At 61.0% G+C, this 18,879-nt stretch carries 15 protein-coding genes; 8 read left to right on the top strand and 7 right to left on the bottom strand.

All coding sequences use genetic code 11. The features are described from left to right. Nucleotides 1–756: 756 nt before the first annotated feature. Complete coding sequence (locus JIM95_RS05165) at nt 757–1,611, bottom strand: DMT family transporter (protein ID WP_200257984.1); 855 nt, start codon at nt 1,609–1,611, stop codon at nt 757–759. A 10-nt stretch (nt 1,612–1,621) separates the two neighbouring features. Then, nucleotides 1,622–1,750 (bottom strand): hypothetical protein, encoded by a 129-nt coding sequence (locus JIM95_RS11355; protein WP_267164791.1) that lies wholly within the window; start codon nt 1,748–1,750, stop codon nt 1,622–1,624. Nucleotides 1,751–1,784: 34 nt separating this feature from the next. Here JIM95_RS11355 and JIM95_RS05170 point away from each other — a divergent pair, with 34 nt between their 5' ends. The 6 genes from JIM95_RS05170 to JIM95_RS05195 all read left to right on the top strand — a co-directional run bounded on the left by JIM95_RS05170 (nt 1,785) and on the right by JIM95_RS05195 (nt 13,006). Beyond that, nucleotides 1,785–3,050, top strand: coding sequence for an aspartate kinase (locus JIM95_RS05170; RefSeq protein ID WP_200257982.1), 1,266 nt, complete (start codon nt 1,785–1,787; stop codon nt 3,048–3,050). Between the two features lie 78 nt (nt 3,051–3,128). Then, nucleotides 3,129–4,160, top strand: coding sequence for an aspartate-semialdehyde dehydrogenase (locus JIM95_RS05175; RefSeq protein WP_200257980.1), 1,032 nt, complete (start codon nt 3,129–3,131; stop codon nt 4,158–4,160). Nucleotides 4,161–4,688: 528 nt separating this feature from the next. Continuing rightward, nucleotides 4,689–9,284 carry a vWA domain-containing protein gene (locus tag JIM95_RS05180; protein ID WP_200257976.1) on the top strand — a complete coding sequence of 1,532 codons (4,596 nt, stop codon included), beginning with the start codon at nt 4,689–4,691 and terminating at the stop codon, nt 9,282–9,284. Between the two features lie 185 nt (nt 9,285–9,469). Beyond that, nucleotides 9,470–11,068, top strand: a complete 1,599-nt coding sequence (locus JIM95_RS05185; RefSeq protein ID WP_200257975.1) for a SpaH/EbpB family LPXTG-anchored major pilin — start codon at nt 9,470–9,472, stop codon at nt 11,066–11,068. A 148-nt stretch (nt 11,069–11,216) separates the two neighbouring features. Next, complete coding sequence (locus tag JIM95_RS05190) at nt 11,217–12,170, top strand: class C sortase (protein WP_200257974.1); 954 nt, start codon at nt 11,217–11,219, stop codon at nt 12,168–12,170. A 14-nt stretch (nt 12,171–12,184) separates the two neighbouring features. Beyond that, a complete protein-coding gene (locus JIM95_RS05195) occupies nt 12,185–13,006 on the top strand; it encodes a pilin N-terminal domain-containing protein (RefSeq protein WP_200257973.1) in 822 nt (273 codons plus the stop codon). A gap of 116 nt (nt 13,007–13,122) precedes the next feature. On the opposite strand, the gene JIM95_RS05200 is transcribed toward JIM95_RS05195, so the two are convergent. Continuing rightward, nucleotides 13,123–13,713: an RNA polymerase sigma factor gene (locus JIM95_RS05200; RefSeq protein ID WP_198738908.1), complete on the bottom strand. Its 591-nt coding sequence runs from the start codon at nt 13,711–13,713 to the stop codon at nt 13,123–13,125. A gap of 218 nt (nt 13,714–13,931) precedes the next feature. Here JIM95_RS05200 and JIM95_RS05205 point away from each other — a divergent pair, with 218 nt between their 5' ends. After that, nucleotides 13,932–15,500, top strand: coding sequence for a catalase (locus JIM95_RS05205; RefSeq protein WP_200257970.1), 1,569 nt, complete (start codon nt 13,932–13,934; stop codon nt 15,498–15,500). A gap of 115 nt (nt 15,501–15,615) precedes the next feature. Beyond that, nucleotides 15,616–16,197: a DM13 domain-containing protein gene (locus JIM95_RS05210; protein WP_200257968.1), complete on the top strand. Its 582-nt coding sequence runs from the start codon at nt 15,616–15,618 to the stop codon at nt 16,195–16,197. 70 nt (nt 16,198–16,267) lie between these two features. Here the strand turns inward: JIM95_RS05210 and JIM95_RS05215 are convergent, their stop codons facing one another. From JIM95_RS05215 to JIM95_RS05230, 4 genes are read right to left on the bottom strand one after another with little or no spacing between them, the layout of a single operon-like run. Then, nucleotides 16,268–16,666, bottom strand: coding sequence for a Na+/H+ antiporter subunit G (locus JIM95_RS05215; protein WP_200257966.1), 399 nt, complete (start codon nt 16,664–16,666; stop codon nt 16,268–16,270). After that, nucleotides 16,666–16,935: a cation:proton antiporter gene (locus tag JIM95_RS05220; RefSeq protein WP_200257964.1), complete on the bottom strand. Its 270-nt coding sequence runs from the start codon at nt 16,933–16,935 to the stop codon at nt 16,666–16,668. The genes JIM95_RS05215 and JIM95_RS05220 overlap by 1 nt, the downstream gene beginning before the upstream one ends. Further along, nucleotides 16,932–17,309, bottom strand: coding sequence for a monovalent cation/H+ antiporter subunit E (locus JIM95_RS05225; RefSeq protein WP_200257963.1), 378 nt, complete (start codon nt 17,307–17,309; stop codon nt 16,932–16,934). Before JIM95_RS05225 ends, JIM95_RS05220 begins: the two co-directional genes overlap by 4 nt. Then, entirely contained in the window at nt 17,309–18,877 is a 1,569-nt protein-coding gene (locus JIM95_RS05230; RefSeq protein ID WP_200257962.1) for a proton-conducting transporter transmembrane domain-containing protein, read from the bottom strand. The genes JIM95_RS05225 and JIM95_RS05230 overlap by 1 nt, the downstream gene beginning before the upstream one ends. Between the last annotated feature and the right edge of the window lie 2 nt (nt 18,878–18,879).

Consider the following 18,879-nt stretch of genomic DNA (forward strand, 5'->3'; position numbering starts at 1 on the left):
GGTTCAGTCCTTTGCTGGGCCCTTGCACAGGGCCGGTCGGGTGTGTGGTGGAGAATTCACGACCGGCGGCAGAGCTCAACTCCGCGACGGGGTGCCGGTCGTGTCAGACCTTGTTCCACCCGCCGCGGCGGCTAAGGAGAAGCGCTCGCTGCATGGGGCGGAGTCTATCGAAAACAATCGTGCGCTGGGAAAGGGTTCTCATTATGTGGGAAATCGGCGATGTGGGCGGGAATCACGGCCGAGCCATGGCCGGGGTCATCCCGGATCGTCGGAACCGTGCGGGATTTACCCTGAACCTGCAGGTGGAACGCTCTTCTTTTGTGTATCCGCACAAATTCCGCGGTGAGGGAGCCGCAGCTTTCCGCACCGACACCCGAGTCCCGGGACGGATTCAACCGGCGGGGGAACGGGGGTAATTCAGCGATAATCCGAGGGCCGCCGGTGACGGGAAGGATCCCACTCCCGGGTCCCGGGAACGGGATCCACGGGTGTGGCCCGGTCGGTTACGCGGAGCCGACCGCGGCCCGGATCCAGTCAACGGACGCCACGTAGGCGTAGGTGCCCGGCGGACCCGGTGTCACGGAGTCCTTCGACGACGAAGGGGAGGGGTGCCGGGATGATGGTCATGGTTCTCCCGGGGGACTCGCCGGGTCCGGGGGCGAGTACCGGACGCGGTCGGATTCCGCCCGGCGGCCCGGACCGTGGTGACGTCCCGATCCCACCGTCACCGTGCGGTCCGGCGGGGGAACGGAGCTTCTACCCGATGCCCTTGCGGGACAGCAGGAACGTCGAGACGATCATCGCGAGCAACGCCAGTGCCATCCACGTCCAGCTGAATCCGCTCACCGCGAACTTCTCCCCGAGGACCGCGTAACCCAGGACGAACGCGAAGATCGGTTCCGTGACCGTCATCGCCGGGAGCGACTGGCGGAGGGCACCGGCGTTGAACGAGGACTGCTGGACCGCGGTCCCGAGAATCGCGCCGCCGAGCAGTGCGTATGATTCCCAGCTCAGCAGGATTCCGGTGAAGCCCCGGTGGACGAAGATGTCGACGAACGCCTTGGACAGCACCGCCACATAACCCATCACGCCACCGGTCACCATGCCGAGGAGGAGCGCCTTCTGGCGCCGGATTCGGGTGTAGGCGAGCCGGTCGATGAGAAACAGGAGTCCACCGCCCACGGCGAGCGCCGGAAACCACCGGTTGAGGGGTGGCTCGAGCAGTCCCGGGCTCGGCCTGCCGAGAATGACCAGGACCGCCACGGCCGCGGTGAGAAGCAGCGACCAGAAGGTCTCGGCCTTGCTGATCCGGCGGCCGTCGTACACCGCGGACATCGGGAACGTGAACATGAGGGAGAGGACGAGAACCGGCTGCACGACGAGCAGCGTGCCGAACCCGAGTGCCGCGATCTGGAGCGCGTAACCGAGCAGTGCCGCGAAGGTACCCGCCCACCACATCGGTCGCCCGATGACCGCGAGGATCGGGGCACTCCGGAGGCTGGTGCCGTCGCCTGGGGCCTCCTCAGCGATCCGGTGCCGGATGACGGTTCCCCAGGCGATGGTCAGTGCGGAGACGAGGGCGAACAACACGGCGATGACGTTGCTCTGCACCCGCTCCACGCTAGCGGATGCGTCCGCGGACGCCCGTATCCAGCCCGGAACACACCGGTAGCGTCAGTGGTCCGAGCGGCGCGACGGTACGCCGGTGGCGGGCTGCTGCGGTACCGCCTTGTACGATGGTGTTGATCATTCCGGAACAGACTTCAAACCCGAGAGGTGACGCGGTGGCACTGATCGTCCAGAAATATGGTGGGTCCTCGCTGGAGAGCGCCGAGCGCATCCGGCGCGTGGCTGAACGGATCGTCGCCACGAAGAAGCAGGGAAACGACGTCGTCGTGGTCTGCTCCGCGATGGGCGACACCACGGATGAGTTCCTGGATCTGGCCGCACAGGTCAATCCCGTTCCTCCCGCTCGGGAGATGGACATGCTGCTCACGGCCGGCGAGCGGATCTCGAACGCGCTGGTGGCCATGGCCATCGAGTCCTTCGGTGCGAAGGCGCAGTCCTTCACCGGATCGCAGGCCGGTGTGCTCACGACGGAGCGCCACGGTAACGCCCGCATCGTCGACGTCACGCCCGACCGTGTCCGTGAGGCCCTCGACGAGGGCTGGATCTGTCTCGTCGCCGGTTTCCAGGGTGTGAACAAGGACACCCGCGACGTGACCACTCTCGGGCGGGGTGGCTCGGACACGACCGCCGTCGCACTCGCAGCGGCCCTGGGGGCCGACGTCTGCGAGATCTATTCGGATGTCGACGGTGTCTACACCGCGGATCCCCGCATCGTGAAGAACGCCCGCAAACTCGATCAGCTGTGCTTCGAGGAGATGCTCGAACTCGCGGCGGTGGGATCCAAGATCCTCGTGCTGCGCAGCGTCGAGTACGCCCGTGCATTCGGCGTCCCGATCCGGGTACGCTCGTCCTACAGCAACGACCCCGGCACGCTCGTGACCGGCTCAATGGAGGATATTCCCGTGGAAGAAGCAGTTCTCACCGGCGTCGCAACCGACCTCTCCGAGGCAAAGGTCACCGTTCTCGGAATCCCCGACTCCCCGGGCGAGGCCGCCCGTGTGTTCCGGGTTCTGGCGGACGCCGAGATCAACATCGACATGGTGCTGCAGAACATCTCCTCCCTGGAGGACAACCGCACCGACATCACCTTCACCTGCCCGCGCGCCGACGGGCCGCGGGCGATGGAGCTGCTGAAGAAGCTCCAGTCCGAGGGCGCCTGCGAGAACGTCCTGTACGACGACCAGATCGGCAAGGTCTCCCTCGTCGGTGCAGGGATGAAGTCCCATCCCGGCGTCACCGCCGTGTTCTGTGAGGCACTGCGCGACTCCGGCGTCAACCTGGAGCTCATCTCCACCTCGGAGATCCGCATCTCGGTGCTCATCCGCGAGACCGACGTCGAGACCGCGGCACGCGCCCTCCACGACGCGTTCGAACTGGGCGGCGACACCGAAGCCACCGTCTACGCCGGTACCGGGCGCTGAAAAATATCCGCTTCACCGGCCACCGAGGGGCTCCCCGGACCGGCCGTCACCATGTAGCACTAAGGAGTTTCTGATCTCATGACCACCGTCGCCGTCGTCGGCGCAACCGGACAGGTCGGCCGCGTCATGCGCGCCATCCTCGAGGAGCGCGACTTCCCGCTGGACAACATACGTTTCTTCGCCTCCGCCCGCTCCGCCGGCACCAAGCTGCCGTTCCGTGGCGAGGAGATCGAGGTCGAGGACCTCGCCGAAGTGACCGAGGAGTCCCTGAAGGGGATCGACATCGCGCTCTTCTCCGCGGGTGGATCCACCTCGAAGAAGTACGCCCCGGTGTTCGCCGCGGCAGGCGTCACCGTGGTGGACAACTCCTCCGCGTGGCGTAAGGACGACGAGGTCCCGCTGATCGTCTCCGAGGTGAACCCGGAGGCCAAGGAGAACGTGGTCAAGGGAATCATCGCGAACCCGAACTGCACCACGATGGCCGCCATGCCGGTGCTCAAGCCGCTGCACGACGCCGCAGGCCTGAACCGGCTGCACGTTTCCTCGTACCAGGCTGTCTCGGGTTCCGGTATCGCCGGGGTGGAGGCTCTGGCGAATCAGGTCGCGGAGGTCGGCTCCCGTTCCACCTCCCTGGCCCTCGACCCCTCGGCCGTCGCCCCCGCGGACACCGCCCCCTACGTCGCCCCGATCGCGTTCAACGTGGTGGCCCTCGCAGGCAACTACGTCGACGACGGCAGTGGTGAGACCGACGAGGAGCAGAAGCTGCGCAACGAGTCCCGGAAGATCCTGGGCATCCCCGAGCTGAAGGTCTCCGGTACCTGCATCCGTGTCCCGGTATTCACCGGACACACCCTGACCATCCACGCCGAGTTCGACCGGTCCATCACCCCTGAGGAAGCGACCCGTCTTCTCGAGGATGCACCCGGAGTCACGATCGTCGACGTGCCCACCCCGCTCGCCGCCACAGGTGGCGACGACTCCCTCGTCGGTCGGATCCGTCAGGATCAGACCGTCGACGACAACCGGGGCCTGGTGCTCGTCGTCTCCGGCGACAACCTGCGTAAGGGTGCGGCCCTGAATACCGTCCAGATCGCGGAGCTGCTGGTCTGACCGCCATTTTTACCGTAGCGCCGTTCCTGACCGGAGCGGCGCTTTTTCGCGGCATTTACTTGGATGCAGCCGACAAAGGCGATCCGTGGGGTGGCTCCTTCATGATACGGCACATTATTCTTAACTGTATCTTAATGTGACTATTAAGCTTGCCGGCGAAGAACGGACTCGTTGTCATTGGCGTGTAGAAAGGGTGGTCCTTTTGTTGTATGCCTAAACGTGCAGGTTAAGAGAATAAAAATAGTGCCTTTTCAGTATCTCCGCCGGATGGGGACGGTCCGTTCCCTCCGGCTCGATGTAACATCTTGGCCCTGAGCGGGATTAAAGCTATGATTAAGCATATAATTTCGTGTCATGTTCCCCGGCTGCACATTACGTGTAGCACCGCGATAATGTCCGCCATGCAAAACAAATAGCGGAACAAACACTTTCCGCTGGATCTTCTCCATCGGAAAGTGAAAGACAATTGAACGAAAGCAATCGGACCGCCAGTCAGCATCGGCGGACACGTCGAAAGGCACAGAAACTTTGAGTGAGCAACAGGACCGCAACTTTTTTGCGGACGGAGTCACCTTCATGATGAAACGAGCCCTGGTGCTGGTTTCTGCGGTGGCTCTGCTGGTCGCTATCGTGGCAGTGCAGATGTCCCCCCAGAACGCCTCCGCGGTTGAGGCTCAGGCCTCTCACCGGTCCGAAGCGGCAGCCGTGGACGTTGAGTCAGAGGGGTCGGCTCCAGCTTCCCGGGTGAACGACGTGTCTGACGTACCGCAGACTGATGACGGGGAAGTTGGAACAGAGACAGGCGACCTCCCCGAAGATGAACCGTCGGTCATCGACACCGCGACCGAATTCAACGCGCCGGAGCTGCAGGCACCGAAGCCCGCCGAGCGCCTCCCGCAGGAGTATGAGGACGCATTGGCGAACTGGCCGACGGATGAGGCCTCGGAATTCCGGGAATACTATCTCGCGCATCCGGACGAGCTTGAATTCATAGATGCCGAGCGTCTCATTCGTGAGAATGAACCCGTCGTACCGAGATTCGACGTCCGGGCAGCACGCAGTGGTACCTATCATGACCCCGCGAAGGAATGTGGTCTGAAGATTGCTATGGTATTTGATGTGTCGGGAAGTATGAACGACAATGACGGAATTGGCAAGTTAAAAATCAGCGCAAAAGAGATTGTAAATAGATTAAGGAATACTCCGACAGTGCTCGGCCTCTATAATTTTGCAGGGGAGGCAAATATTGTTGAAAGTGCAACAATGGAGCCGAAAGTTATGTCTGACGAAAACGCGTCGGAGGCGATCAGTAAAATTGACAAGCTGAAAGCACCAAATTACCCCGATACCGATCCCAGATCCGCAACTAACTGGGAAGCGGGTCTTCAACAGGTTCAAAATAAAGACTATGATGCAGTATTCTTCATTACTGATGGGGTTCCTAACAAGCCTCCGAGTTGGAACCAGAACCACGGAGTCGCCAACATTGTTGCTCTCAAAGCTGCTCAGATTCAGAGTGAAAAGCTCGCAGCTTCGGGAACCAACGTTATTCCCGTATTTGTAGGGAGAAACAGTGGAGCAGAAGTACAGATTCCCTATTGTAAATCGAGAGGGTGCGACAAAATAGATTGGGCGAACGGTAAGACCTCCCCAAGCGTTTTTGTTGACCCAAGTCAGCGACCGACCGGAGTTGACTATGAAGATAACGGTGGGAAGGGCTCGAATAAGTTTTCGCTAAATCAATCCGAGTTAAATAGAGTCCAGTGTGACAAAAACCTGACTTACAATTACCGCGGAATCCCGAACCTTCATACGTATAATGCGTGTACTGTTTCAATTAACGGATCTAAAGAAATCATTCAAACTAAAGCAATTACTAATGAAAAACGAATGACTGACAGCCTTTCCTCAACCGGAACAGGCATCCAAATTAATTCTTTCGATGAATTGTCCCGGGTTCTTGCCGAGAAAACGCGCGGTTGTGAAAGTACAGTCTTGTTGAATAAAAAGATTGTTGATTCAAAAAATAATAATGATCCCACAGTTTCTAAATCCGGTTGGACATTTACTGCTGAGAAAGCGATTGACGATAATGGTGGGGTATCTTCTGTAACGAAGAAAACCGACTCTGATGGACAGGCAATTTTTAAGGTTATTTCTGACGATGGGACATCGATTGGCTCAACGTTCAAATTGACAGAAGAGCCTAAAGATGGCTATGCCATTCAATATTCTTCTGACACCCTGGGTGTTTCCTGTACACAATATGACCGTGACGGGAATCGAGTTCCTGGCTCAATAGTATTTCCTGATGTGAAGGATCCAAATTCATTCGAAATTAGACCTATTAGTCGTGGTGCACGTTATTCTTGTGATGTTGTAAATGCTCCGGCTAAAATTGATCTTGAACTCAAAAAACGAGTGGGTCTTGGTGGTAGGTACGTAGACGCAGATGAAAAGGGCGATGCGCTAGATCTTGGTAAGGTAAACGCTAATCTCGATGTAGAATTCGAAATCAAAAACACCGGGGCTGCTCCACTCGGATATTTAGAGCTTACAGATAAGCAAATCGGTGCGGAAGATGATCGGGCTAATAAGCCGATTTCGCTCCAAGGGCTTCGCTGCGGCGCGAGAGATACCGTTAATTTCCGCAACGATGAGGATAAAACAGTGGTGATCATTCCCGGAAATCCCCTCGCTCCGGGAGAAAAAATGTTTTGCCGGAAGGAAGGAGACAACTCCTTCCAGATCGTAGATCTAAATTTTCAAAGTGATGGCGGGGCGGCGAGCAAAGATAAGTACTTCGGTAATACAGGCAAGGTCGTCGCAAAACGTGAGCAAAAATCGGAGAATTTTGCAGAAGCTACCGATTCTGCGTGGGCGAAAGCGCAACCCGGTCTTGTGATCTTCAAGTCATATGTAGGCGGAGTCCCACGAACTGTCAACGGTGTCGTCGGTCAAACATTTAACGCAGACTATAATATCATTTTGACAAACAATGGTTACGTAGACAGTGGATTCCCTGACATCGTCGATATTCCTAAACCGGCACCGGGGTTGAAGGTCATGAGCGTGCGCGCTTACGACCGTGATTTCACGCAGAGTCTCATTAACGATCAGGGAATGACGAGGCAGCATGATTTGATCGTCGGTGATGGCGCCGTTTTAGCGGGTAGTGATAATGACACCGCGTGGACCCTGCGGACCGATCAAATCAACATCATGAAGGCTCGTCATAAGGGAAACTTCCGTCTTGAGGTCACGTACAAAGTCGAGAGTGTCCTCGACCGTCCAGCTAAACATGCGGACGACAGATACGTATGTAATGCGGTACGGAACCGAACCGCATCGAACGAGAACCGTGGTTTGTACAATACGGTGGATGTGGTTACAGGAGAAAATTACGCTCCTGTGGAAAAAGGATACTTAGACGTCTGCTATTCTTTGGTTCGTGCTGATAGCACCGTGACAAAGAAGATCAACGATGAGGGGACAGCAGTATCCTCCGATATGTCTCCCGGTGACCAAAAGAACAACAAAACCATCTCGAACCCCGAAGGGAAAGATTCGTTCAAGGTATCGTATGTAATAACTAATAATAGTTCGTCAGGGAGAAAGTTTATCCGGGAAAATAAGGGAAATCTTCCATCTCCCGACGTTAAATCGGTCTCGGTCCGAGACTACACGCTCGATGAACATGGTAAGCCAACCGAACGTCTCGTTCCAGTTAAGAATCTGATTTGTGAAGGTGGCGATGTTCAATCGACTGTGACAACCGGTGAAGAAGAAACCCGAATTAGTTTTGACACGGGGCTCGGTGTCGGAAAATCCGTGACCTGTACAGGGATGGTGGATATTTCAGAAATAGATAGCGACGATATCCACGATCTCATTCACGGCGACGTCGTGAAGGTGATACCGACTTACAATCTCGAAGCGCCCGAGCAATCTGTCTTTGGTGATCAGAATTATCCGACTAGTGACACCATAATTGGCCAGGAAGTTTCAGATAAAGCCTGGGTCAGGCTTCCCCCAGCTTCTTTTGCCATCGAGAAGTCCGGCTCCTCCGAGCGTGTCGCGGTCCAAGGACGCGAAGGAAAGTTGCGGAAGGGCGAGTCCTTCGAAGCGACCTACCGGGTTAAGATCACTAATAACTCGGCTGCTGCGGCTATTCCGGAATCGATCATTGAGTCACCTACTCCGATGGACGGATTGAAGGTTAGGTCGATCAGAGCGAGAAACACGCCGAGTGGCATTGAAGGTTCCAGCCAAAAACTGCTGAAGAATGACGAAGAGCTCGTTGACTTCGAAGATCGTGGTGACGGTACCTTCAAGCTGGAGGCGTCGAATTTCAACAGTGTGCTCGGAAGCGCGGAGGGTAATACTGACATCAGCGCAACAATAGACGTGATCGTTTCATACGAGGTTGCCGCGGATAACGGAATTGACGCCCTATCCGACAATCTCGAGTGCTCCCCCAACAATCAGGGTCATCACGGTCTCGCAAACTTCGTTCAACTCGAAGGTGATGAGACCACAGGCTCCGCATGTATCGACCTTTTGATTACCAGTATTGGGTTTGAGAAACTCATCAACGACGAAGGGGCTGACTCGAATGAGACTGCCGCGGCAGTCATCCCCGGTGCGCCGACCGTGAAAATCTCCTACCGGGTTACCAACGATGGAAATGGTGACATCGCGAGCTTCATCGTCAGCGACCGGTACGGCGAGAACGCGGACAGCGGTGAGCGCATGAATATCGGGGAAATGCAGTGCGATAAGAGCGCAACCGTGAACGTCAGCGGACCCGAAGCCGCCGTCAGTCCTGCAGCGGCTCTCGGTCGAGGTGAGTCCATCACCTGCTGGTGGAATGCCTCGAACCCGTCCGCCATGAGGTACAACGATGACAGCTACCACGTGGACACCGCCACCGTGAACGCGACATTCCGGCAGGACTTCATCGGCGACATCCAGGCCTCCGACTCCGCCTGGGCCATCCAACTGAAGTCCCTCGACGGAAAACTGCCGAAATCCGGAGGTCTCGGCATCGCCCCGTTCGGTTTGGGCGCACTGATCCTGTTCGCCGGAGCACTGTTCATATCCCGCCGACAGCGAACGGCCTGATCCCGTGAACGCACCCGTATTCTTCAGGCAACGTGCTGGACCAGCTGTTGCCGGAACCGCATTCGAGTTCAGGTAGATTCATCCGGCCCGGTGGTACAAGACCGGTCCAGCAAGACACGAGCGAAACGATCGCACAAACCCAGCCCACTTGGGCAGGCCCCGCAGGGGCACAGAAAGGCAATATCATGAAGAACAACACCCGCACGCTCCGCGCTGCGACCCAGGCCACCGTCATCGCGCTGGCTTTCGCCACCGCATCCATCGGCGCCCCCGCCGCATTCGCAGACGAGCCCGAGCCCGAGACGAACGTCTCGGTCCCCGAGGCCAGCACCGGCGCCTACAGCAGCGGAATCGACGCAAACCACAAGGTCAGCCTGACAATCAACAAGCGGCTCAACGCCAACACCACCAACGACCCCAACGGTAAGGAAGATCCCAAGGTCAACGGTACGGCGCTCGGAGGCGTGACGTTCTCCATTCAGAAGATCAACAAGGATATCACCACCAAGGAGGGCTTCCAGGCCGCTGCCGCGCTGACTCCGGACGCGCTGACCTCCCCGGATGAGAAACAAGAGTTGTTGGTCGGCCCTGTCCACACCAAGACCACCAGCGATGGTAGTGGTTCCGTGACGTTCTCCACGGATGAGGACGCCATCACCCCCGGCGCGTACCTCGTCAAGGAAACCAGCGCACCCCAGGGTGTCGTCAAGGGCAACGATTTCATCGTATTCCTGCCGATGACCGACCCGGAGGGCACCGGATGGAACTACGATGTCGTCGCCTACCCCAAGAACACCAAGATGACCGTGACCAAGGAAATCTCCGGTGGCGAGGACGCCAACGCTGGTGACGTCCTCGAGTACACCCTGAAGACGAATCGCCCCCCGTTCGACAAGGAGCGCTCCTACCTGACCTTCTTCAATTTCGAGGATTCCCTCCCCGATGAGCTTCGCCTCAAGAACGAAAAAGACAACAAGGTCATCGTCAAGATCGGCGATCAGACTCTGACGGAGGGTGACGATTACGTCGTTACAAAATCGAATGACAGAGAGGGCGGGAACGAGGACGTCGCGATCAACTTCACCAACGGGGGCCTCGTCAAACTTCGGGATGCTGACGATAACGCCATCGTAAGTGCCGTTCTCCCCGTCGAGGTTCAGAAGATCGAAGCAGGGCGAGACGGTAAAGCAGCTAACGTCGGTAAGGCCAATTACGAGCTGAAGAAAAAGACGTCTGGTAATGCCTCGGAGGACCCCGCTGGCAAGGTCCCCACCGAAACCCCGGAGAAGCCCACGGGCACCACATCCGGTGAAAGCCCCGCGGTTGAGAGCCGCTGGGCGAACATCAAGATCAACAAGACCGGCGAGGGTTCCAGCGAGAACCTCTCCGGTGCGGAATTCAAGATCTACCGTTGCACGGACAAGGACCACTACGTGTCTGAGGCACTCACCGTCGGTGGCGAAGACAGTTGGACCACCGATGCCGGAGTGGCCACAATAAAGTCCGTCATCGTCCCCGGTGAAGGCGATGACTTCAATTACTGCCTTGAAGAGGTCAAGGCACCCAAGGGTTACGAACTGCTCGTTGAGCCGGTCGTCGTGGACGTCAGGACCATCGGGCAGGACGCAACCGCCGTCGACGTGAACATCACCAACCTCAAGTCCACGTCCTCGAAGCTGCCCTCCACCGGTGGCGCCGGTGTGGGCCTGCTGATGGCACTCGGTGCCTCGATCCTCGGGCTCGGTGCGTTCGCCGCGAAGCGCGCATCCCGCAAGTCCCAGTGACCCTGCGTCACTGAACCCTCGGTTCCGCCGGTCCCGGTGAAACCGAGGGCCCGTGGGTACGGCTACCTCGCCGTACCCACGGGAGAAGGCTCGTGGGGAGCCTCTGATCCCCACCACTTTTAGTTGGTTCACTGATCTGGAGTAGTTGATGGCGCAAGAAGTACTTACCGAAGTCTCGGCCGGAGAGAACTCCGTGGACAAGCCCGGGAGGAAACTTTCCGCGATCCTGCTCCCGATTCTCCTGGTCATCGCGGGTGTGGCCATCCTGATCTACCCGGTCGTGTCCACACAATGGAACAACTACCGCCAGGCGGACGTCGCGAGACGCTACTCGGAGGTCATCCAGGAGCAGAGCCCCGAGAAACTCAGCGAACAGGTTGAGCGTGCCCGCCAGTACAACAACGAGCACATCAACGGACCGATCCTGGATCCCTGGCTCGCCCGAGTGAGCGAAGACAACGCTGCGTACCAGGAATATCTGGATCAGTTGAACACAGATTTCGCGATGGCGCAGATCGTCGTCCCCAAAGCCGAGATCAATCTTCCGGTCTATCACGGTTCCGACGACCGGACCCTCGAGAAGGGCGTGGGGCACCTCTTCGGTTCCGCCCTGCCCGTCGGCGGAGAGGGGACCCACGCGGTTCTCACCGGCCACACCGGATTGACCAACGCCACCCTCTTCGACAACCTCACCAGGCTGAAGGAAGGGGACGCCTTCTACCTGAATACCTTCGGTGAGCGTATGAAATACCAGGTGGACCAGATCAAGGTCGTTCTGCCGGAGGAGGTCGACGATCTGCGCGCGGTCCCGGGCCGGGATCTCGTCACCCTGGTCACCTGCACCCCCTACGGGATCAACTCGCACCGCCTCCTGGTCCGCGGGACACGGGTCCCCCTTGATCCGGCCGAGGAGCAGGAAGCCTTCCGGGAGACCGGAGGCATCGTGTGGCAGTGGTGGATGATCGCGGCCATCGCCGCAGCAGCGCTCGCGCTGATCTTCCTCTTCGTCTGGCTCTGGAGGGCATTGTTCGGCTCGAGGGCCACGACCCGCGGTAGGCACGCCGCTTCACGTAATGACGACAAAGAACCGGTGAAACAGTGAAATCTGCATCGACGATGAAAACACGCACCGCCGCCGTCCTCCTGGCTGCGACACTCTCGGCGGCAATGGTCCCCTCGGCACACGCGGAGGTCGTCACCGGCAACGACGCGGGACTGTCGGTTGACGGCATCCAGGCCGGACGCTCCGTCCAGCTGACCATCCACAAGGCGGCTCCCAACCCGTTCAACGATGTTCCCCCCGGAGAGCTCCCACCGGGCGGAGTCGCCGGAGCCACCTTCACCCTGGAACGCCTCGGCGGCTACTCACTGGGAGACCCGCTGGTGTGGGACAGCTTCAGGACGCTCAGTGTCGAAGACACAGAGTCCGCGGAGATTCTCGACCGTTTCTCCGCTGTGACGGACACCGACGGGAACGCCGTATTCAGCGATCTCCCCCAGGGGCTCTATCGGGTACGGGAGACGCCACCCGCCGATCCGTCGAAGGAATTCCGGATCTCGGCACCGTTCCTCATCACGCTTCCGGTCGCGGATGCGGAGGGCAGTTCCTGGGCCTACGAGGTCACCATCACACCGAAGAACAAGCCCCACGAGCCGATTCCGGGATCGTCAGGAAGTTCGTCCGATGGGATCATCCCCATCCCCGTACCGATCCCCGTTCCCGGAGGATCGTCTTCCGGGGGTGCCGACTCCTCCTCCGACGGGCCCACCTCGGGCACGGTACCCGGTGGCCCGGTGGATGAGACGGGCCCGTCGAAAGGTATCGCGAGTTATCTCCCGAACACCGGAGCGGACGTTCTGGCGATCTCCCTGATCGGTATCCTGTCGATGGTCCTCGGTTTCTTCCTGCTCCGCCGCAGGCGGACCTCCGGAGAATAGGTGGGTGAGTCCCCCGCGGACTCACCGGTCAATCGACCGCGCGGGCACATCCCATCGGACGTACTCGCGCGGTCGCTCCATCGGCGGTCGCAGCATCGGTACGCCGGTGGTGACGGTCAGTTCACGTGCTCGGTGACCGTGGCCGAATCATCGTCATCCAGCACCGCAGCGGCTATGTCCGCGCGCGCCCGAGCGACCCGGGAACGGATCGTGCCCGTACGGACGCCGGCGATCTTCGCGGCCTCCTCGTAGGTGTAGCCGAGCACCTGGGTGAGGATCAGAGCCTCGCGGCGGTCCTCGGGGAGGGCGTCGATCAGCATGCGCGCGTCGACCCACTCGGTCCATGAATCAGAGCTCGCCGCCCCCGCGGCCGCGTCCTGGTACTCGACCGCGGACTTCCGGGGGCGGGCCATGTCGTGGCGGATGTTGTCCACCCAGACGCGACGCGCCAGAGAGAGGATCCAGGTACGGGCCGAGGACCGCGCGGCGAACCGGGGGAGTGCGCCCATGACACGGAGATAGGTCTCCTGGGTGAGATCGTCGGCGATGTCGGGGCCGCCGAGGTGTGCGAGCAGGCGCCAGACGTCGCCCTGGGTGGCGGAGACGAACTCGGCCAGGGCGGTGCGGTCGCCGCGGCCGGCCCTGAGAGCCAGCTCGGTGACCTGCGCGTCCCGCTGCGCCCGATCGCTCTCACCTGATGACTTCACATCCCGGAATATACCAGCGCACAGGTGCGTCTCCATGTCTCCGGGCGCCCCGATCGAGTGTGGCGGAAGCGTGCATCCTCCGAAAGTTGGTATTTGGTCATATCTCTGGCGCACCGTAATTAAATGGCATAGACTTTGAGTCAGAAGCGACCGATAGGTAAACCTAAGGGTTGCTTGACCTATCCCTCAGCCCAGCCCAGTCGAGGAGACACACCCGCATGACCAACCAGAACGGCAACACCCCCGAGCCGACCGTCGACGACATCGTGTCCGCCGGACAGTGCCCGGTCGCCCACGGTTCCACGACGAGTCTCGCCGGAGCCCCCGTGCCCAGTGAGAACCACTCCGTGACCCAGGGACGACAGGGGAGCATCGACCTGCGCGACTTCCACCTCGTGGAGAAGCTCGCCCACTTCAACCGTGAGCGCGTCCCGGAGCGCGTCGTCCACGCCAAGGGATCCGGCGCTTTCGGTGAGCTCACCGTCACCGAGGATGTCTCGAAGTACACCTGCGCCGCCCTCTTCCAGCCCGGTACCGTCACCCCGATGCTGGCCCGTTTCTCGACGGTCGCGGGCGAGCAGGGTTCCGCCGACGCACTGCGTGACGTTCGCGGATTCTCGCTGAAGTTCTACACCACCGAGGGCAACTACGACCTCGTCGGAAACAACACCCCCGTCTTCTTCATCCGCGACGGCATCAAGTTCCCCGACTTCATCCACTCCCAGAAGCGCATGCCCGGCAGCGGACTGCAGGACTGGAACATGCGGTGGGACTTCTGGACCCGCACCCCGGAATCCGCCCACCAGGTCACCTACCTGATGGGTGACCGCGGTATCCCGAAGGACTTCCGCCACATGGACGGATTCGGGTCCCACACCTACCAGTGGGTCAACGAGGCCGGTGAGCGCTTCTGGGTGAAGTACCACTTCAAGACCCGGCAGGGATGGGAGACCCTCACCGACGCAGAGGCCGCGGAGACCGTCGCCGCCAATCCGGACTCCTCCCGCGAGGACCTCTACAACGCGATCGAGAACGGCGACTACCCGACCTGGGACGTCAAGGTGCAGATCATGCCGGTCGATGAGGCGGAGAGCTACCGCTTCAACCCCTTCGACCTCACCAAGACCTGGTCCCAGAAGGACTACCCGCTCATCCACGTCGGCCACTTCACGCTCAACCGCAACCCGCGCAACTTCTTCGCCCAGATCGAGCAGGCCGCATTCGCCCCCTCCAACCTGGTCCGCGGCATCGGGTTCTCCCCGGACAAGATGCTCATCGCCCGCGGCTTCGCCTACGCGGACGCCCACCGTTACCGCGTCGGTGCGAACAGTGAGCAGCTGCCGGTCAACCGGCCCGTCTGCCCGGTCAACAGCTACTCCAAGGACGGCGCGATGACCTACGAGTTCGACGCTCCGGAGCAGCCCGTCTACAGCCCGAACCAGACGGAGCGGCAGGCAGGGTATCTGGACGACGGTGGGGAGACCTCCGGTTCGGGTGTCACCGTCGGAACCGCAGGTGACCTCGGCCTGTGGGACAGCACCCACGGCACCGACTTCACCCGTGGCGCCTACGTCCGGCATCCCGAGGACGACGACTTCATCCAGGCCGGCACCCTCGTCCGCGAGGTCATGGACGACGCCGCCCGTGAGCGTCTCGCGGGCAACATCGCCCGCACGATGGACGGCATCACCGGTGAGGTGGAGAAGCAGGTCTACGAGTACTGGACCAATGTCGACGGATGGCTCGGCAACCGCGTGCGTGAGTTGCGTTCCGACGCCTCCAGCTAGTTTTGGCGTATCGGAGACGGCCCCACGACCCCGGTCGCGGGGCCGTTCCCCGTGGTGGGGAAAGAAAACCTGCGCATCCGGGAATGCGGATGCGTCATCTATGGTTGCAGTGGATATGCCCCTGAAAAATAGTTCCGACAGAAAACCAGTCTACATCGCCCTGGTCGCCCTGATTCTCGTGATCGCCATAGGCGTCGCCCTGGCACTCACCCAGCCGTGGCGTGCCTTCACCTCATCCAGTGTCGATGAGGCGTTCCCGGCACCCGGAGAAACCGTCGCCACCGCCTCCCAGGACGAGACGGCCACCACCGGGAAAGACATGGATCCGACCGACGCGGACACGGTGGAACCCGCTCAACCGGTCGAGGTGAAGCGGGGACAGTTCATTTCCGTGGATCACGACACCTCCGGTACCGCTCTCATCGCGGAGCTCCCGGACGGCTCCCGTGTCCTGCGACTGGAGGATCTGGCGAGTCTCGACGGTCCGGACCTCAGGGTCGTCCTCACCCCGGCCTCCGGTGACTACTCTGCTCTGGGAGATGCGGGATACGTGACCCTCGGGGCACTCAAGGCCACGCACGGCAACCAGAACTACGCCATCCCGGCCGATCTCGATCTGGGTACGGCGAACAGCGTGGTCATCTGGTGCGAGCGCTTCAGCTCGGCGTTCGGTGCCGCGGAGCTGTCCACGATCTGACCGCAACCACCGGAACAACGCGAGATTCCCCCACCGGAAAACCCTGGTGGGGGAGCCTTCTTTCGTCGTCCTAGGCCGATGGATCCGGGGAACCCCCGTCAGTTCCGGCGGGATCCGTCCCCCGCTTTCCGTGGTCACCCGTGCGCAGTGCCTCGACGGTGATCACCTCCGGGTCCTCCACGGCGAAGATGGAACGTCCCATGTAGAACGTGGACACGCTGGCGATGACGAGCAGTCCGGTGATCGCGACACAGGCTCGCAGCAGATCCGTGGCGACGAAACCGTTCGTCGACCAGTCGTGCAGCAGGTGTGCGGAGATGATCAGCGGCAGCGCGACACCGATGGTCGGGCCCAGGAGATTCGCCCGCGTCAAGGCGTCCGGGGCACGCCACAGCGCGGCGGCGGTGACCAGCGTCATCGACGCGGCGAACAGGAGGACCAGGCTGATGATGATCTCGGTGAAGGTCATTATCGTCGTCCCTTCGACAGAATGCGGGCGAAGGACACGGTGGTCAGCAGGCCGAGGAGGCCGGCGAGCAGCGGGATCTCGTAGGAGATCGACGTCGGGTTGATGATCGTCCACGTCACGAAGATCGCGATCATCGTGTAGAAGACCTTGTCCGCGAGTACCGCCCGGGTCGCGTCCCCGCCGTCCTTCAGCAGCAGTGCCAGGCTGGACATCAGTGCCAGGGACATCATCACGATGCACACCACGGCGATGATGGTCAGTACACTCATCGGTTCTCCTCTCCGGCGCCCTGACCGGGCGCACCGTGGTCGATGCCCCTGACGGAGGGCACCATCCGTTCCTCCATGTCCGCCAGGCCGGCGAACACCTCGGCCGGCTCCGCCCCGTAGACGGCCTGCACGAGGAGGATCTCGGGACCGTCCCCGTCGGCGTCAGGACGCAGCCCGACGGACAGGGTTCCCGGGGTCATGGTGATGCAGGTCGACAGGGCGGCGATCTGCCAATCCTTGGTCACCCGCAGTGGGTAGGCCACCACGATGGGGTGCATGTGTGAGTGCCGGCGCACCACGTCGCGGGTGACGGTGAGCGCTCCCGCGAACACCTGACCGATCAGCCAGACCCCGAACCGGATCACGTGGAACATCAGCGGACCTCCTCTGGGACGTCAGTGCTCGGCAGGGGAACGTCTCCGGTGTCGACGACTCCCACCGCGGTCGAGAAGTCGCCGAGGACGGCCTGCCGGTAGCCGTCGATGTCGAGCAGCCCCTCCGCGGCGGTCGTGGTCACGGATGTGAGGACCCCGGCCCCGAAGAACATCGCGACGCTGAGTACGGCGAGGGCTGCGCCGGGGACCAGTTTCGATCCGGAGACCAGCAGCGTCGCCGGGAACTCCTCCTTCATGTCCTTGCCCCAGAACACCGCACGCCACAGCCGCAGCATGGACAGCAGGGCACCGAAGCTCGCGATGATGATCACGGCGATGACCAGCCACGCCTTCAGGTCACCCTCCCGGGCGACGGCGAGGGTGACGTAGAGCTTGCCCCACACGCCGGAGAACGGGGGGAATCCGACGACCGAGAATGCGCCCATGACGAACACCGCGGACACGAGCGGTTCGCGGCGCATCAGACCGGACAGGCGGGTCAGCATGCCCGTGCCGTAGGTCTCCTCCACGGCACCCACCGTGAGCACCAGCGAACCGACCGTGATCATGTGGTGCAGGGCGTAGAGGATGCCGGCCGCGAGAGCGCGGACCGGGTCGAGCGTCGCGAACGCCAGCACGACCAGGATGAACGGCATACCGTTGACCATCTGGTAGGCGATGACGCGGCGCATGGTGTGCTCGGTGAGACCCGCGAAGCCACCCACCAGCATGGAGATCATGCAGACGACGGCGATGAGCCAGGACCAGCGTTCATCCAGGGCGAAGATGACGGTGTAGATGCGGAACAGCGCGTACACCGCGACCTTCGTGTGCAGACCCGAGAACAGGCCCATCACCGCCGGGGAGGTTCCCGGATAGGTCCGTGGCAGCCAGGTGTGCACCGGGAAGACACCGGCTTTAACGCACAGCGCGATCACGACGACACCCATCGCCACGGTGAGGGGGCCGTTGCCCGCCGCCGCGCCGGCGAGTGCCGCCATGTTCACGGTGCCCGCCACGCCGTAGACGAGAGCCACTCCGATGAGCAGGACCGTGGAGGTGGTCAGGTTCACCAGGACGAACATCCGGCCACCCGCGAGGCGAGACCAGGTTCCGGTCATGGCGATCAGACCGTAGGACGGCAGGAGCATGACCTCGATGAACACGAAGAGGTTGAACAGGTCGGCGGTGAGCAGAGCACCGTTGACGCCGGCGGTGAGCATCAGCGCGAGCCCGGAGTAGAACCGGGCCCGGGTCTCACCGGCGACGAGGGCGAACAGATTGGAGGCGAGCGCCACGATGCACGTGGTCAGGATCATCACCGCGGCGAACGGATCCGCGGCGAACGGAATCGCGACACCACCGTCGTAGAGTCCGACCGAGTGCGCCACGGTGCCGGTTACCTCGGTGCGGGCGAACAGCCACCCACCCGCGATGATCCCGGCCCCGGGGACAAGGACCATGAGGAAGTCACGGACGACGCGCCACGGCACGATCACCGCGACTGCGGCGGCCGCCAGAGGCACGGCGACGAAGAGGGGGAGAACCCAGGAAAGATCGTTGTTCACTG

It is taken from the genome of Corynebacterium antarcticum, from assembly GCF_016595285.2.
In the GTDB taxonomy this organism is placed as follows: domain Bacteria; phylum Actinomycetota; class Actinomycetes; order Mycobacteriales; family Mycobacteriaceae; genus Corynebacterium; species Corynebacterium antarcticum.

Excerpts from the sequence above, each read along its gene's own strand:
- JIM95_RS05220 (WP_200257964.1), bottom strand. The coding sequence starts at position 16,935 with ATGAGTGTACTGACCATCATCGCCGTGGTGTGCATCGTGATGATGTCC.
- JIM95_RS05205 (WP_200257970.1), top strand. The coding sequence starts at position 13,932 with ATGACCAACCAGAACGGCAACACCCCCGAGCCGACCGTCGACGACATC.
- JIM95_RS05195 (WP_200257973.1), top strand. The coding sequence starts at position 12,185 with ATGAAAACACGCACCGCCGCCGTCCTCCTGGCTGCGACACTCTCGGCG.
- JIM95_RS11355 (WP_267164791.1), bottom strand. The coding sequence starts at position 1,750 with ATGATCAACACCATCGTACAAGGCGGTACCGCAGCAGCCCGCCACCGG.
- JIM95_RS05225 (WP_200257963.1), bottom strand. The coding sequence starts at position 17,309 with ATGTTCCACGTGATCCGGTTCGGGGTCTGGCTGATCGGTCAGGTGTTC.
- JIM95_RS05175 (WP_200257980.1), top strand. The coding sequence starts at position 3,129 with ATGACCACCGTCGCCGTCGTCGGCGCAACCGGACAGGTCGGCCGCGTC.
- JIM95_RS05190 (WP_200257974.1), top strand. The coding sequence starts at position 11,217 with ATGGCGCAAGAAGTACTTACCGAAGTCTCGGCCGGAGAGAACTCCGTG.
- JIM95_RS05185 (WP_200257975.1), top strand. The coding sequence starts at position 9,470 with ATGAAGAACAACACCCGCACGCTCCGCGCTGCGACCCAGGCCACCGTC.
- JIM95_RS05215 (WP_200257966.1), bottom strand. The coding sequence starts at position 16,666 with ATGACCTTCACCGAGATCATCATCAGCCTGGTCCTCCTGTTCGCCGCG.
- JIM95_RS05210 (WP_200257968.1), top strand. The coding sequence starts at position 15,616 with ATGCCCCTGAAAAATAGTTCCGACAGAAAACCAGTCTACATCGCCCTG.